The sequence below is a fragment of the Devosia sp. 1566 genome (genome assembly GCF_004005995.1).
In the GTDB taxonomy this organism is placed as follows: Bacteria; Pseudomonadota; Alphaproteobacteria; order Rhizobiales; family Devosiaceae; genus Devosia.
Genome location: NZ_CP034767.1, coordinates 2,850,318 through 2,865,753, shown reverse-complemented (window position 1 = coordinate 2,865,753; position 15,436 = coordinate 2,850,318). Strand labels below are relative to the sequence as shown.

The following is a 15,436-nucleotide window of genomic DNA, read 5'->3' as shown; positions in this document are numbered from 1 at the left end:
TTCAGCCATAGGGAAAGGTGTCGGGGGTGTCGGCACTCTCGTCGCTGTCGGCGAAGAGGTGTGGGTATTCGCGGGCAAAGGCGAAGAGTTCAACCATGACCGCATCGATATGGGCGCGGATGGCTGATGTGGCCCCCTTCTGGTCGGCCGACAGGATGCCATCAAAGATCGCCTGGTGCTCGGCAATGGTGAGGGCGAGGCGACGCGGGGTGATGATGAGGCGGCGGGCGCGGTCGAGATTGGCGCGGGCCGAATCGATGATGCCCTTGATCTTGGTGAACCGCATGGAGCGGAAGATGATGTCGTGGAAATCAATGTCGAGCCCATGGAAGCGCTCGCTGTCTTCCTCGAGGGCGGCGGCACGTTGTGCCGCCATATTGGCGTGCAGCGCCTCGATTACTTCGGCGTCGTGATTGCCGATCAGCACGCGCAGGGCTTCGCTTTCGAGGCCCTTGCGGATCAGCATGTATTCCCGGACATCGGCAATACGTACGAGGGACACGGTGGAGCCGCGTTGCGGGGCAATTTCAACGAGGCCCTCGATCTGCAAGCGGCCCAGGGCTTCGCTGACCGGAAAGCGCGAAACGCCCAGTTCTTCGCAGATGGCTGCCTTGTCGAGAGTTTCGCCGGGAGCCAGTTGCAGCGAGACAATCGCCTGGCGCAGCGAATTGGTCACATCAAGGGTGACGCTGCCACGCGCTGGGGCATGGCTTCGCTGCAGAAATTGGTAGGGACGGGCTTCCGAACTCATGCTAACATGTTAGTCGCAGTCGAGGTTCCTGGCAAATCCAACGCGCGGAGCGGTTTTCCCGTGCCGCAGTCTGGCGGCAAGTCCGCAGGCGAGAGCGCCCAGAGACCCATGAGTGGAGCCAATTATGTCTGAGACCATGATTCGTCCGGAAGCCAGGACCCTGGTGCTGAACCCTCGCGACAACACGGCCGTGGCGCTGTCCAATCTGGAAGCCGGGACGGTGACGCCGCAGGGCGTGGTGATCGGCAAGCGCGTGCCTAAGGGGCACAAATTCGCGGTGCGGCCGATCCGCGCCGGCGAGGCCGTCACCAAGTTCGGGCAGATCATCGGCTTTGCCAAGGACGCGATCGCGGCGGGCGACTGGGTGCATGAGCACAATTGCGGGATGGGTGGCGCCGATGGCACGCTGCATCACGACTACGCTTTTGCCGAGGGGGCGGTGGCGCCCGAGATGGTGCCGGTGGCCGAGCGGGCGACCTTCCAGGGCTTCCGCCGCGCCAATGGGCGGGTGGGAACGCGCAATTATATCGGCATCCTGACCTCGGTGAACTGTTCGGCGACCGTCGCCAAGTTCATGGCCGAGGAGATCAATCGCTCGGGCATTCTGGCCGACTACCCCAATATCGATGGTGTGATCCCGTTCGTGCATGGCACGGGCTGCGCCATGGATATCCAGGGCGAGGGCTATCAGATCTTCCGGCGCACCCAATGGGGCTATACTGCCAACCCGAACCTGGGCGCAGCGCTGCTGGTGGGGCTGGGCTGCGAGGCGTTCCAGATCGGCAAGATGAAGGAAAGCTACGGGCTGAGCGAAACCGACACCTTCCAGACCATGACGATCCAGGAGATCGGCGGTACCCGCAAAATGGTCGATTGGGGCGTCGAGCGGATCAAGGAAATGCTGCCCGTGGCGGCGCGGGCGCAGCGCGAAACGGTGGATGCATCCGAGCTGATGCTGGCGCTGCAATGCGGTGGCTCGGACGGTTATTCGGGCATCACCGCTAATCCGGCGCTTGGTTATGCGGTCGATCTGCTGGTGCAGCAGGGCGGCACGGCGATCCTGTCCGAAACGCCTGAGGTTTATGGGGCCGAGCACATGCTCACGCGCCGTGCCGTTTCGCGTGAGGTGGGCGAAAAGCTGATCGAGCGCATCCATTGGTGGGAGGATTACACCAAGCGCAGCGGCGGGGAGATGAACAACAATCCTTCGCCGGGCAACAAGTTGGGCGGGTTGACCACCATCCTCGAAAAATCGCTGGGTGCCACCGCCAAGGGCGGCACCACGCCGCTAACGGCCGTCTATGAATATGCCGAGCAGGTGCGCGAAAAGGGCTTTGTGTTCATGGACACGCCCGGCTTTGACCCTGTTTCGGCAACGGGACAGGTAGCCGGTGGCGCCAATATCCTCGCTTTCACCACGGGGCGTGGTTCGGCCTATGGCTGCAAGCCGGTGCCTTCGATCAAGCTGGCCACCAATTCGGATGTTTATGCCCGCATGACCGAGGACATGGACATCAATTGCGGCGATATCATCGAGGGCGTCTCGATCGAAGAGAAGGGGCAGCAAATCTTTGATCTGCTGCTGCGCATCGCTTCGGGCGAAAAGAGCAAGTCCGAACAGCTGGGTTATGGCGACAACGAGTTCGTGCCCTGGCAGGTCGGCGCGACCATGTAGGGGCGCGCTGCGTCCCCCCTAGTAGCCGCCCCTAGCCGGACGGCCTTGATGAACCACCCGAAATCCAAGTTGCTCGGCCACGCCGCTCGCCCGGAGCTTTTACCCATGTCCGCCCTCGACAAAGCCCTTACCATCAATGAACTGATGGCAATCGCCAAGCGGCGGGTGCCCAAGCAGTTCTTCGACTATGCCGATTCCGGTTCCTGGACCGAGGGGACCTATCGGGCCAATAGCGAGGATTTCAGCCAGATCAAGTTGCGCCAGCGGGTGGCCGTGAACATGGAAGGGCGCACCCTCGCCACCACGATTTGCGGCGAGCAGGCCTCGATGCCGGTGGCGCTGGCCCCCACCGGCTTTACCGGGATGCAGAGCGCCGACGGGGAAATCAAGGCGGCGCGGGCGGCCGAGAAGTTCGGCGTGCCGTTTACGCTATCGACCATGAGCATCTGCTCGATCGAGGATGTGGCGGAGAACACGGGCAAGCCGTTCTGGTTTCAGCTTTACATGATGCGGGACCGCGGGTTTATCGAGCGGCTGATCGACCGGGCCAAGGCGGCCAAATGCTCGGCGCTGGTGCTGACCATGGATTTGCAGATCCTTGGGCAGCGGCACAAGGACTTGCGCAACGGCATGTCGGCGCCCCCGAAATTCACACCGCGGTTCGTCTTTGAAATGGCGCGCAAGCCGCAATGGGCCATGCAGATGCTGGGCACCAAGCGGCACACCTTCCGCAATATTGTGGGGCATGTGGATGCGGCGGGGGATCTCTCCAAGCTGTCGGCCTGGACGGCGTCGCAATTCGATCCGGCGCTGAGTTGGAAGGAGATCGCCTGGGTCAAGGAGCGCTTCGGCGGGCCGGTGATCGTCAAGGGCATTCTCGACCCCGAGGATGCGCGCCAGGCGGTGGCGCATGGAGCCGACGGGATCATCGTGTCCAATCACGGCGGGCGCCAGCTCGATGGCGCACCATCCTCGATCCGCGTGCTGCCCGAAATTGTCGATGCCGTTGGCAACAGCACCGATGTGTATGTCGATGGCGGCATTCGCTCGGGCCAGGATGTGCTCAAGGCCATGGCGCTGGGGGCCAAGGGCACCTTTATCGGCCGCGCGTTCCTGTGGGGGCTGGGGGCGGGCGGCGAGGCCGGGGTGACGCGGGCGCTCGAGATCATCCGGCGCGAGCTCGACATCACCATGGCCCTTTGCGGGGAACGGGATATCAAGGCGGTGGGGCTGCACAATATCTATTCCATCGACCTGCCGCCCCGTAATTCGCCCCTAGGGGCGAATGGCTGACCGCCGCTAGCTGCGATAGTGTTCTTCAGGTTCGCCGTCACCGGTCAGTTGCCGGTAGATCGCCTGCGAGACGATTTGCATCTGTGGCTCGGGCAGGGTGCCCACTACGGTGCAGGTGATGCGGGCATTGGCCCAGTAAAAGGCTTCCGCCCCTTCCAGGCTGGCGAATTCGTAGGCGTGTTCGCGGTCGGGCAGGGCTGCGGTGACATAGATGGTTACCCGGTCACGCCCAGCATTTTCGTACATCAACTGAGCGGCGCGACCGCCGGCCGCGGCCGTGCCGGGCAGCAGACGGCCACCCACCAAGGTGAAACCTTCGGCCGCGAGGTCGGGCGCGGCGAGGGGCGTTTCCAGCCGGTTGGAAAGCCAGGAAGTCAGGTGATCCTCTTCGCTGGCGGCGACCTCCACGGCGTGGCGGTTCTCAGCCACAAACACGTCATGGGCGCGCACGGCATCGGCGATCAGCACAGTGCTGGGCTGCGGGGCAGGCGACCAGGCACGGGCGAACCAGCCGGCGCCCAGGCCCAAACCCACAAGGAGGACGGCGGCGACGGCCTGCCGCCAGAGGCGGTGGCGGCGGGTGGTGAGCTCGGCGGCCATCCGCCGGGGATGCAGCCTCACCGGTACCGGCTCCGCCCCTGCTGGCTCGAATAAGGTGCGAATGGCGTCGTTCTGGCGAGCCCAATTTGAGACTTCAGCCGCGACGTCAGGATTGGCGGCCAGATAGGCTTCGACCTGCTCGCGCGTTGTGGGATCGAGCTGCCCGTCGGCAAAGCCCATCAGCGTATCGCGGCTGGGGGCGTTCATTTCACCGTCCTCAGATGCGGCTCGGCCGGGGTGCCGGTCAGAAGGCGCAGGGCGGCGCGGGCGCGGCCGAGGCGAGACATCAGCGTGCCAAGCGGAACTCCAAGGACAGCAGCGGCCTCGGCATAGGAGAGGCCTTCAAGGGCAATCAACAGCAAGGCTTCCTTTTGTTCGGGCGGGAGGGTTTCAATGGCCCTGGCCATTTCGGCCAGGGCTAGATGGCCGGGTTGGGGCGCCGCGGTCGCGGGTTCGGCAATGGCATCGAGCGGCATCATCGCACCCTGGCGGTGCCGGGTGCGCAGGTCATTGCGGTACAGGTTGAGCAGAATGGTGAACAGCCAGGCCCGCATCGGGCCGGTAGGGCGGAACAGGCCACGGCGCGAAATGGCGCGCTCGAGGCAATCCTGCACCAGGTCGTCGGCGAGGTCGGCACTGCGCGTCAGCGCCCGGGCATAACGCCGGAGAGCTGGCACGCAGGCTTCGACATCGTCGAGGAACTCGGTCACCCCAGGCTTCCGCCGTCCTTATTCAACAGCAAGATGCCAGACGCCGCCGACGCCGTCACCGGTGATGTCGCCGGGCTCCATGTCGTCCTTCCAGTAGTAGAGCGGCCAGCCTTTATAGGCCCACATCTGGCCGCCATCGGTGCGATCGACCAGAGTGAACTCGCCCTCAGGCGTGGCGCCGTCCTCGGCCATAAGCGGGGGCCAGTTGGTGGCGCATTTCTCATAGCAATTGGTGACGCCGGGCTCGTCCTTATCGAAGATATAAAGGGTCATGCCGTCGGCATCGGTCAGGACCATCTTGCCCCCGATATCGGTGGATTGAACGGCGCCGCCCAGATATTCAGCGGCGGCAAGAGGAGTGGCGAACAAGGCGAGCGCGGAGGCGGTGGCAACAAACATGCGGATCGACATGGAGTTTTCCTTCCTGTTTGGCGGGGCGGCAAAGCGGCCCTCAGCAGCGTCAACACCGCCCGAAGCGGTTTAATCCCGGTGGGCCAAAAAAACCTTTGCAGAGACGATCTTGCTGGGATTGCAACAAGATACTGGACAGGCGGCGTGCCGGCTGATTTTTTACTTCAACTTGTCACGGACGCGACCAAAGGCTGGCCTCGGCGCGACAACGGTATTTGTGCAGCAAAGCTGCACCTATGGGGAGGAAGTGCATGAAGAGACGTGAGTTTTTCAAGTCCGCATCAGTGGCGACGATCGGTGCCGCAGCGGCAACGACGCTGGCTGCGCCCGCCATTGCGCAGGGCACGATCAACTGGCGCATGGTCACCACCTGGCCCAAGAACTTTCCGGGCCTGGGTGTCGGCGCGCAAAGGCTGGCGGACCGGATCGGCCGCGCTTCAGGCGGACGGCTCAACGTTCAGGTTTTCGCCGCCGGCGAAATGGTGCCGGGCCTACAGGCGCTGGACGCCGTGATCGATGGCTCGGCCGAGATGATGCATGGCACGCCCTATTACTGGCAGAACAAGAGCCAGGGCCTGTCGTTCTTTACCGGCGTGCCGTTCGGGCTGACCAGCCGCGAGCACACCGCCTGGATGCGCTATCTCGGCGGCCAGGAAATCTGGGACGAGATCTACGACCAGTTCGGCGTCAAGGGCTTCATGTCGGGCGATACCGGCACGCAGGCCGGTGGCTGGTTCCGCAATGAGTTGACCGGGGTTGCCGATGTGCAGGGCCTGCGTTTCCGCACGCCGGGCCTCGGTGGTCAGGTCTGGGCCAAGCTGGGCGCTTCGGTGACCAATCTGGCGGCAGGCGAAATCTTTGCCGCCCTCCAGTCGGGTACGCTTGATGCTGCCGAGTTCGTCGGGCCCTATAACGACATGGCGCTGGGGCTCTACCAGATCGCCAAGAACTACTACTTCCCCAGCTTCGTTGAGCCGGGCCTTGCCACTGAACTGGTGGTGTCCAAGTCCAAGCTCGCCGAACTGCCGGAAGACCTGCAGGAACTCGTCGCCACCTGCGCCCAGGCGGCTTACGACGACGTTGCTTCGGACATGTATGCCAATGAGCCTCGCTCGCTCGCGGCGCTGGTCAGCGAACATGGCGTTCAGGTCCGCGCTTTCCCCGAGGAGATCGTCGAGGCTGGTGCCAAGGCGTCGGTTGAACTGCTGACCGAAATCCGTGAAGGCGGCGACCCGCTGACCAAGAAGACGGCGGAGAGCTTTATCGCCGCGTTCAACCTGCTGCGCACCCGCACCGAGAACACCGACATGCCTTATCTCGTAGCGCGCGAAAAATACGTCCAGTACAGCTAAGCGGCATCGGTTGGATGCAGAAAAGCCCGGGCAATTTGCCCGGGCTTTTTGTTTGTGGGTCAGTGATCGACCACAGGTTAATACAGCATGCTGGGCAACCAGGTGATCAGTTGGGGGAAGAAGAACAGGATAAACAGCGCCAAAATCTGTAGCAGCACGAAGGGGATGATGCCGCGATAGATCATGCCGGTGCTGACCCGCGGTGGGGCCACGCCGCGCAGATAGAACAAGGCAAAGCCGAAGGGCGGGGTCAGGAAGCTGGTTTGCAGGTTCACGCCAACCATGACGCCGAGCCAGATCGGATCCACACCCAAGGCCAGCAGCACTGGCGCTGTGATCGGGATCACGATGAAGATGATCTCGAAGGTATCGAGAATGAACCCGAGCATGAACATGATCAACATGACGATGATGGTGGCGCCGATTGCGCCCCCCGGCATGTTGGACAGGAATTCATGCACCAAATTGTCACCGCCCATCATGCGGAACACGACGGAGAACACTGCCGCGCCAAACAGGATGATGAACACCATCGAGGTGATGGTGGCGGTCGAGATCACCGCCTGCTTGAGGACCGAGAAGCTCAAGCGCCACCGCATTGCCGCCAGGATCATGGCACCGACGGAGCCGACCGATGCCGCTTCGGTAGGGGTCGCCATACCGGCCAGGATCGAGCCCAGAACCGCGATGATCAGCAGGAGCGGCGGCACCAGGGCGACAAAGACTTCGCGCAGCAGATGCTTTTTCTCATCTTCGGGCACGGGCGTAGCCGGCGCCGACTTTGGATCGATGATTGCCTTGATGATGACCCAAATAGCGTAAAGCCCGACCAGCAGCAGGCCAGGTAGAATGGCGCCGGCGAACAAGGCGCCGACCGAAACCGGCTCGGGGGCAAAATTGCCCTTTTCCATCTGCACCTGGGCATTGATGCCCGAGAGCATGTCGCCCATGAAAATCAGGACGGTCGAGGGCGGGATGATCTGGCCCAGTGTGCCGGAAGCGCAAATCACGCCGGTGGCCAGCTTGGGATCATAGCCGGCGCGCAGCATGGCGGGCAGGGAGATCAGGCCCATGGTGACAACGGTTGCGCCGACCACGCCGGTGGAAGCTGCGAGGAGGGCACCAACCACGATCACCGAAAGGGCGAGGCCGCCGCGCAGATTGCCGAACAGCTTGCCCATGGTGAGGAGCAATTGCTCAGCAATACCGGAGCGCTCGAGCATGACGCCCATGAACACAAAGAGTGGCACCGCCACCAGCGTTTCGCTGGTCATCAGGCCGAAATAGCGGCCAGCGAGGGAGCCGTAGTTGGAGGGGTCATAAACACCCAGCCACCAACCGACAAGGCCAAAGATCAGCGCGGTGCCGGCGAGCGAAAAGGCCACTGGAAAGCCGAGCATCAGGACGCCGACAACGCCCACGAACATCAAGGCGGAGAGAATCTCCCCGATAAGAACAGGGTCCATCAATGCGCTTCCTTGACGTCGTTGGCGCCGTAGCGCAGGTCGGGTGGCAGGAGGTTCTCGTTGTTGGTCAAAACGAGGATCGAGCGCAGGGCCATGGCGATCCCCTGCAGCCCCACCAGAACCGCGAAGACAATCACAAAGCTCTTGAGAATGAAGAGGCCCGGCATGCCGCCGATATTGCTGGAGCCCTCATGGTAGCCCCAGGAGCGCGCGACGGCGGGATAGGTGTAGGCCAGCACGACATACATGAAGGGCAGCAGGAAAAAGACCACGCCGAACAAATCGGCGGCCGCCTTCCAGCGCACCGAAGCGGGGCGATAAAAGATATCGACGCGCACATGATCGTCACGCAGCAGGGCAAAGCCGGCGACGCCCGTGAACATGGCCCCGCTCACCCAGACATAGAGATCCTGCACCCAGAGGGTGGAGGTATTGAAAAAATAACGTTGCACCACGACGGTGAAACAAACGAGGACACAGGCCAAGGCGAGCCAGGACAGGATTTGTCCCACAAGCCAATTGATGGCGCTGATGCCCCTGACGAGCATGGCGAGCACTTGCAATCGATTTCCCCCAGCAGAGTTTCCGCTCGGCTGTGGATCTTGGGGATCCAACTCGTTGCCGGGTACGGAAATTTTGGTGGAGCGATTGAACAGCATCAGCGCTTTGCGTCAACTTGTAAGTAAACGATAGTGCGGGCAAAACTGCACTCTGCTGGTGACAAGACCGCCTCAAATGCTATGGCGCTACAGAGCGGCAGCCAATGGCCGGCAAAGGAGTGCGCATGTTTGTTGTGGGTGGGGAAAGCCTGATCGATCTCGTATCCGAGCCGCGGCAGGGCGGCGAGGGGATCCGAATGCAGGCGCATCCGGGCGGATCACCCTATAACTGCGCGATTGCGCTGGCGAAGCTAGGCAATTCGACGGGCTATCTGTGCCCGATCTCGAAGGACGGCTTCGGCTCCTACCTGCTCGAGCCCTTGGCCGAGGCTGGGGTCGAGACCCTGCTACAAGAGCGGGTGGCTGCGCCGACGACGCTGGCGGTGGTGACCCTCGATGCACAGGGCAAGGCGCAATATGAGTTTTACCGCGGCGCGGACCGGGCCTTTACTGCGGAAGGGATGATCGCGGCCCTGCCTGAAGACTTGTCGCTGTATCAGATCGGCGGTTTCTGCCCGATCCTGCCCGAGGACGCGGCAGCCTGGATCAAGGTGGTGCAGGCGGCTGTGGCCAAGGGGGCGACAATCTCGATCGACCCCAATGTCCGCCCATCGCTGGTGGATGACTTTGAAAGCTACAAGCAGCGGCTGTCGTCCTTTCTCGATCTTGCCCACGTGATCAAGGTTTCGGAAGAGGATCTGGAAGCGCTGGATGCCGGCAAGAGCATCGAGGCGCATGGCGCCGAGTTGTTGGCGCGGCCCAATTGCGAGCTGGTGGTGGTCACCCTAGGCGAAAAGGGATCGCGCGCCTTTACGGCATCTGGCACCGCGCAGGTCGGGATTTATGCGCCGCCGGTGTTTGGCGACACGGTGGGGGCAGGGGACAGCTTGATGGCAGGTATCCTGACCTGGCTGGACGAAACCGGCGCCCTGCGGGCAGGCGCGTTGCAGGGGCTCGATGATGCGGCGCTCGCAACCACGCTGCGCTTTGGCGCAGTGGTGGCCGGTCTCAACTGCGCCGAAAAAGGCTGCCGGCCGCCGGTTCGCAGCCAGGTGGACCGGGTGCTCGCAGAGGCACAATTCTGATCCGCCTTTTAGCTTCGGCTAATTACGTATAAGCTCCGGCAATCCAATCCGGAAAGCTCGGTACGTGGTTGACGGCGGCGATGATGACAGCAATGGAGGGATCGATGATCCCGGCAACCCGGCCTACTGGCTGCGCGGGCTTGAAGAGGCTGCGGTGCCCTTTGATGGCTTCGAAGCTGAGTCGCTAGAGAGCTATGCCGGCCTCTTCCAGAGCGTGCTCGCCCATTACGGTCATCATTGCGCGCTGACCGGACTCGCAGCGGGGCCAGAGAGTGCCCATTCTCGGTTGGAGGTTACGCCCCTGCGGCCGCGCGACGCCGGCGGCAGTTTGCAGGCCAGCAATTTCCTTTGCCTCAGCACGGAGGCGCATCGGGCCTTTGAAGCGGGGCATCTGACCATTGGGCCGGGCTACGAGATCATTGTTGATCTCAGCCGGCTAGATCGTGAATTGCTGACCAGGCTCAATCCCGATGGCCGGCTCGCCTTGCCCAGTGACCCCGAGGCGGCTCCCGATCCCGAAGGTTTGGCATTTCACCGGATGCAGGTTTTTTTGCGAGCTGCGGCGCGATAGGTCGAATCGCCCTCGTTTGCTGCGCAACGGGGTTGCAGGCGGGCCGGCAAGCTCATAACCCTGTGCTATCGTTCCTTTGCCGTGAGAGTTCCCATGCCGCAAGACGCACAAGCCATGCGCTCCATTTTGTCGCTCGCGCCCGTGGTGCCGGTCATCATCCTCGATGATGTGGCGCTGGCGCGGCCCCTGGCCGAAGCGCTGGTAGCGGGTGGACTGCCCATTCTCGAAGTCACCCTGCGCACGCCCAATGCGCTCAAGGTGATCGAGGAAATGGGCAAGGTTACTGGCGCCATTGTCGGCTCGGGCACGGTGCGAACCGCGCAGCACATGAAGCAGTCGGTGGATGCCGGGTGTCGCTTCATGGTTTCGCCGGGCATCTCGCCGCGTATTCTGGATGCGGCCGACGATATGGGTATTCCGCTGTTGCCCGGCATTGGCACCCCGAGTGAAGCCATGACGGCGGCAGAACGCGGCTATAGCTTCCTGAAGTTTTTCCCGGCCGAGGCGCTGGGTGGCGCGCCGGTGCTCAAGGCCTTCGCTTCGCCGCTCCCCGACATCACCTTTTGCCCAACAGGCGGCATCGATCCGGCCAAGGCCAAGGTTTATCTCGGGCTGCCCAATGTGATCTGCGTCGGGGGCTCCTGGATCATGCCCGCGGATGCGCTGGCCGCCAATGATTTTGGCCGGATCGAAGCGCTGGCCCGCGAAGCCTCGGCACTGCGCGGCTAAGCAGCACCAAGAACGGGAGCGGCGGCAATGAAGCGGATGGTGCTGGTTGTCGCCGCCTGGGGAGCGCTGTTGGCCGGCCCGGCCCAGGCCGAGTTGGCCCGGATCGCTGTTGCGGCCAACTTCACCGGCGTTGCCGAACAATTGGCCCCGGTGTTTGCCGCGCAAACGGGGCACCAAGTGCAGTTCAGCTTTGGCGCTACGGGCTTGTTGTACGGCCAGATTACGCAAGGTGCGCCCTTCGACCTGTTCTTGGCGGCCGATGACGAGCGGCCAGCACGCGCGGTGGATGAAGGCTTTGGCGTTGAGGGCAGCGTCTTTACCTATGCGGCCGGTGTGCTGGCGCTTTACAGTACGACGCTCGATGTGACGGACGGCCTAGCGGGGCTGGGCGGTGGCTTTGAAAAGCTCGCCATAGCCGATCCGCAGGCGGCGCCCTATGGGCAAGCGGCGGTTGAAACCCTGACGTCCTTGGGCATCTATGACGCGCTCCGGCCCAAGCTCGTTGTGGGCGAGAACATCAGCCAAACCCTGCAGTTCATTCAAACCGGCAATGCCGAGCTTGGCTTTGTGGGTTTGAGCCAGGTGCGGGGCCAGTCCGGCGTGTGGATTGTTCCGAGCGAGTTGTATACGCCGATCCGCCAAGGCGCCGTGTTGCTCAAGCCGGGTGCCGACAATCCGGCAGCAACGGCGTTTCTCGAGTTCCTGCGCAGCGATGAAGCTGTGGCGCTGATCGAGGCGGCGGGCTACCGTATCGAGCAGTGAGCCGGCGATGAACGGGGCCGAGATCCTGCAACCGGTCGGGTTGAGCCTGGCGCTGGCGACGGTGACAACCGCCATCCTCCTCGTTGCCGGCACGCCAATAGCCTGGTGGCTGGCGCGCAGCCGCAAGCGCTGGGTGGAGCCCGTAGCGGCGCTCTTGACCCTGCCGCTGGTGCTGCCGCCGACAGTTCTGGGATTTTACCTGTTGCTGGCGCTGGGGCCCAAGGGGCCAGGCGGGAGCCTCGCCGCCCTTTGGGGTGGGCGGACGCTCGCCTTTTCGTTTACCGGGCTTGTGATCGGATCGGTGCTGTCGTCGCTGCCGTTCATGATTGCGCCCCTGCGTGGGGCCTTCGCCGCGATCGGCAGTGAGCCGCTGGAGTCGGCGCTGTGCCTGGGCGCCAGTCCGTGGCAGCGTTTTTGGTGGGTGGCGGTGCCATTGGCGCGGCCGGGCTATGTGGCGGGAGCCGTGCTCAGCTTTGCCCATACGGTGGGAGAATTCGGGGTCGTGCTGATGATCGGGGGCAATATTCCCGGGCAGACCAAGGTGTTGTCCATCGCCATCTATGACTATGTCGAGCGGCTCGACTGGAACACCGCCCACCTCTTGGCGGCGGGTATGGTGGTGTTCGCTTTTGTCGCGATCGTGCTCACCACGACGCTTGGGCGCGTTCGGGCGCAAACCGCCCCCTAAGCGTCGGGGGTGCCGACCTCCTTGCGCATGGCCGGGGTGATGGCCTGGTCCACGTCGAAATAACCCGTCCAGGGATCGGGCCGTTTCGCCCGTTGCGCTGCCAGCGCCAGGGTGAACTGGTTGGCAGCTTCAACGGTTTCCAGTTCGTCCCAAGTGACAGGCACCGCTGCAGGAGCTCCTTCACGCGAGCGGCTGGACCAGGGCGACACGGCCGTCGAGCCCCGCTCATTACGCAGATAGTCGACGAAGAATTTCCCCTTGCGCTTGGCCTTGCTCATATTGGCGATGAACCGTTCGGGTTCGCGCTCGGACAGCACTTGTGCCACACGCTTGCAGAAGGCCTTGACCTCGGGCCACTGCGCCTTTGGGGTCAGCGGGGCGATCACATGGATGCCCTTGCCGCCACTGACCAGCGGATAGGTCTTGAGGCCCAGCTCTTCCAGTAGTTTGGCGATGTCCCGGGCGGCGGCGCGCACATCGGCAAAGGCCAGGCCTTCATCGGGGTCGATGTCGAAGATGATGCGTTCGGGCCGCTCCACGTCGTCCTTGCGGGCGCCCCAGAGATGCCACTCCATGACGTTCATTTGCGTGCCGGCGAGCAGGCCCGCGACCGAGTCGATATAGAAGTAATCTTCTTCGCTGCCATCCTTTTCAGTCAGCAACACCGATTTCATCGCATCGGGAAAGCCGCCGGAATCGTGCTTCTGGAAAAAGCAGTATTTGGCGCGTCCCTGCGGGCAGCGCACGAGGCTGAGCGGGCGATCGGCAATATAGGGCAGCATGCGATCGGCGACCGCGGCGTAATAGGCGAGCAGATCGGCTTTGGTCACGCCTTGGCCGGGATAGATGACGCGATCGGGCGAGGTGATGTGCAGCCCGGCCTTTTCGGCGGCGGCAAGGCCCGCCTCGCGATCGAGTTTGGCGGGCTCAGCGGGCTCTTGAGCCTCGGCTTTGGCCGCCGGTGCCGATTTGGCCGCGCTGCGTTTGCTCGCCTCGGCCGGCAGCGCGGCGGGGGCTTCGATGACAACTTCGCTGGCCGGCTTGTCTTCGCGCAGGCCCATGAAGGAGGGGTGACGCAAAACGCCATCGGGAGTGAATTCGGTGAAGGCAACTTCGCCCACCAGCTCGGGCTTGACCCAATTGGCGCCGCGGGTGGCCGCCCGGGGGATATTGCTGAAGGGGTTGGTCTTGCTGGCACGGGCATCGAGCTGTTGCTGCAGGGCCTGGGCTTCGTCGCGGGTGAAGCCGGTGCCGACGCGGCCGCGATAGATCAGCTTGCCGTCTTCCCAAGTGCCTAGCAGCAGGGACGCAAAGGATTTCTTCTTGGTCGAGGTGCTCCAGCCGGCAATGACGAATTCCTGCCGCTTGGAGCATTTCACCTTGAGCCAGGAGCGGGAGCGCTCGCCGCGATAGGGCGCGTCGGCCTGCTTGGCGATCACGCCTTCATGGCCGGCGCTGCAGATGCTCTGGAACACGCGCAGGCCGTTGCCGACGACGTGGGTGGAGAACTGAATGGGACTATCGGGCCCGGTTTCTCCGAGCAGCGCCTGCAGACGGGTCTTGCGCTCGGTCAGCGGGAGCGCGGTGAGATCCTCGCCGTCCTGCTCAAGCAGGTCGAAGGCGAAGTAAACCAGGGACTCGCCGGTGGACAGCGCGTTTTTGAGGGTCGAAAAATCGGTGCGGCCCTTATCGTCCAAGGCGCAGAGTTCTCCATCAATGAGAGCCGAGCCGGAGGTGACCTGGCTGAGTGCTGGAACGATGGCAGCGAACTGGGTCGTCCAGTCATTGGCGTTGCGGGTGTAGAGCCGCACCTGGTCGGCTGACAGCGCGGCGAGACACCGGTAGCCGTCATATTTCATCTCGAACACCCAGCCATTGGTCTGCGGCACCTCGTCAACCAGGGTGGCGAGTTGGGGCGGCCGGAACTCGGGCAGGGCGAGCGATTTGGCGGATGATTTGCGCGCGGGCTTGGCGGTTTTGGTCGGCTTGGCTTTTGGTGCCGCGTCGGGGGTGGGTTCGCGGTTGGAATGCCAGACGGCGTCCGCCGGTGTGGCACTGGCTTTCTTGGGCTTAAGCCCTTTGGCAATGCCGGCAAGGTCGCGACCGGTCGAGACGGAGGTGGTGAAACGGGTGGTGAGGGTTTCCTCGGGCTTGGCGTAGTCGTCCTTGTGCTTGATCAGCAGCCAGTTCTCGCGCGCCGGGCCGGATTTGCGGGCGGTATCGCGCCCTTTCATGTGCACGAGCACCCATTCGCCCTTCATGCGCTTGCCGTTTATGCGCATTTTGAGGTCGCCGTTTTCGAGGCCCTCATGGGGATCGCCGATCGGCTCCCAGGTGCCTTCGTCCCAGAGCATCACGGTGCCGCCGCCATATTCGCCTTCTGGGATCGTGCCCTCGAAAGTGCCATAGTCGAGCGGATGATCTTCCACATGGACAGCCAGCCGCTTGTCGGCAGGATTGTCCGATGGTCCCTTGGTGACGGCCCAGCTCTTGAGCACGCCATCGAGCTCGATACGGAAATCGTAGTGGAGGCGGGTGGCATCGTGCTTTTGCACGACAAAGCTCAGGGGGGCGCCGGCCTGCTCCTGCTTGGCGGCACTTTCGCCGGATGGCTCCTGCGTTTTGGCGAAGTCACGCTTGGCGCGGTAGTCCTTGAGCAGCGTGTCGGACTTGGTAGCCATTGG

General features: G+C 63.2%; 15 protein-coding genes. 8 read left to right on the top strand and 7 right to left on the bottom strand.

Going from position 1 to position 15,436, the window contains the following annotated elements:
• Position 1: 1 nt before the first annotated feature.
• Positions 2-751, bottom strand: coding sequence for a GntR family transcriptional regulator (locus tag ELX51_RS13815; RefSeq protein WP_127754071.1), 750 nt, complete (start codon positions 749-751; stop codon positions 2-4).
• 124 nt (positions 752-875) lie between these two features.
• Between ELX51_RS13815 and ELX51_RS13810 the strand changes: the two genes are divergently transcribed.
• Positions 876-2,426: an altronate dehydratase family protein gene (locus ELX51_RS13810; RefSeq protein ID WP_248305122.1), complete on the top strand. Its 1,551-nt coding sequence runs from the start codon at positions 876-878 to the stop codon at positions 2,424-2,426.
• Between the two features lie 105 nt (positions 2,427-2,531).
• Positions 2,532-3,719 carry an alpha-hydroxy acid oxidase gene (locus tag ELX51_RS13805; protein ID WP_127754070.1) on the top strand — a complete coding sequence of 396 codons (1,188 nt, stop codon included), beginning with the start codon at positions 2,532-2,534 and terminating at the stop codon, positions 3,717-3,719.
• 6 nt (positions 3,720-3,725) lie between these two features.
• On the opposite strand, the gene ELX51_RS13800 is transcribed toward ELX51_RS13805, so the two are convergent.
• The 3 genes from ELX51_RS13800 to ELX51_RS13790 are packed head-to-tail and all read right to left on the bottom strand — an operon-like array spanning position 3,726 to position 5,440.
• Complete coding sequence (locus ELX51_RS13800) at positions 3,726-4,526, bottom strand: anti-sigma factor (protein WP_127754069.1); 801 nt, start codon at positions 4,524-4,526, stop codon at positions 3,726-3,728.
• The gene (locus ELX51_RS13795) at positions 4,523-5,029 is read right to left on the bottom strand and encodes a sigma-70 family RNA polymerase sigma factor (protein ID WP_127754068.1); all 507 of its coding nucleotides are present in this window, start codon (positions 5,027-5,029) and stop codon (positions 4,523-4,525) included. The genes ELX51_RS13800 and ELX51_RS13795 overlap by 4 nt, the downstream gene beginning before the upstream one ends.
• 18 nt (positions 5,030-5,047) lie before the next feature.
• Positions 5,048-5,440: a hypothetical protein gene (locus ELX51_RS13790; protein WP_127754067.1), complete on the bottom strand. Its 393-nt coding sequence runs from the start codon at positions 5,438-5,440 to the stop codon at positions 5,048-5,050.
• Between the two features lie 251 nt (positions 5,441-5,691).
• Here ELX51_RS13790 and ELX51_RS13785 point away from each other — a divergent pair, with 251 nt between their 5' ends.
• Positions 5,692-6,792, top strand: a complete 1,101-nt coding sequence (locus ELX51_RS13785) for a TRAP transporter substrate-binding protein (RefSeq protein WP_127754066.1) — start codon at positions 5,692-5,694, stop codon at positions 6,790-6,792.
• A 77-nt stretch (positions 6,793-6,869) separates the two neighbouring features.
• Here ELX51_RS13785 and ELX51_RS13780 read toward each other — a convergent pair whose 3' ends face one another.
• Both ELX51_RS13780 and ELX51_RS13775 read right to left on the bottom strand, forming a co-directional pair.
• On the bottom strand, positions 6,870-8,258 hold the full coding sequence (locus ELX51_RS13780) for a TRAP transporter large permease subunit (protein WP_127754065.1): 1,389 nt from the start codon (positions 8,256-8,258) through the stop codon (positions 6,870-6,872).
• A complete protein-coding gene (locus ELX51_RS13775; protein WP_248305121.1) occupies positions 8,258-8,806 on the bottom strand; it encodes a TRAP transporter small permease subunit in 549 nt (182 codons plus the stop codon). The genes ELX51_RS13780 and ELX51_RS13775 overlap by 1 nt, the downstream gene beginning before the upstream one ends.
• Before the next feature lie 215 nt (positions 8,807-9,021).
• Between ELX51_RS13775 and ELX51_RS13770 the strand changes: the two genes are divergently transcribed.
• The 5 genes from ELX51_RS13770 to modB all read left to right on the top strand — a co-directional run bounded on the left by ELX51_RS13770 (position 9,022) and on the right by modB (position 12,752).
• Complete coding sequence (locus ELX51_RS13770; protein ID WP_127754063.1) at positions 9,022-10,002, top strand: carbohydrate kinase; 981 nt, start codon at positions 9,022-9,024, stop codon at positions 10,000-10,002.
• A 64-nt stretch (positions 10,003-10,066) separates the two neighbouring features.
• Positions 10,067-10,573 carry a hypothetical protein gene (locus tag ELX51_RS13765; RefSeq protein ID WP_127754062.1) on the top strand — a complete coding sequence of 169 codons (507 nt, stop codon included), beginning with the start codon at positions 10,067-10,069 and terminating at the stop codon, positions 10,571-10,573.
• 93 nt (positions 10,574-10,666) lie between these two features.
• On the top strand, positions 10,667-11,302 hold the full coding sequence (gene eda, locus ELX51_RS13760) for a bifunctional 4-hydroxy-2-oxoglutarate aldolase/2-dehydro-3-deoxy-phosphogluconate aldolase (protein ID WP_127754061.1): 636 nt from the start codon (positions 10,667-10,669) through the stop codon (positions 11,300-11,302).
• A gap of 27 nt (positions 11,303-11,329) precedes the next feature.
• Complete coding sequence (modA, locus tag ELX51_RS13755; RefSeq protein WP_127754060.1) at positions 11,330-12,064, top strand: molybdate ABC transporter substrate-binding protein; 735 nt, start codon at positions 11,330-11,332, stop codon at positions 12,062-12,064.
• Between the two features lie 7 nt (positions 12,065-12,071).
• Positions 12,072-12,752, top strand: a complete 681-nt coding sequence (gene modB / locus ELX51_RS13750) for a molybdate ABC transporter permease subunit (RefSeq protein WP_127754059.1) — start codon at positions 12,072-12,074, stop codon at positions 12,750-12,752.
• Here the strand turns inward: modB and ligD are convergent.
• A complete protein-coding gene (ligD, locus tag ELX51_RS13745) occupies positions 12,749-15,433 on the bottom strand; it encodes a DNA ligase D (protein WP_127754058.1) in 2,685 nt (894 codons plus the stop codon). The two genes, modB and ligD, sit on opposite strands and share 4 nt — an antisense overlap.
• Positions 15,434-15,436: the final 3 nt, after the last annotated feature.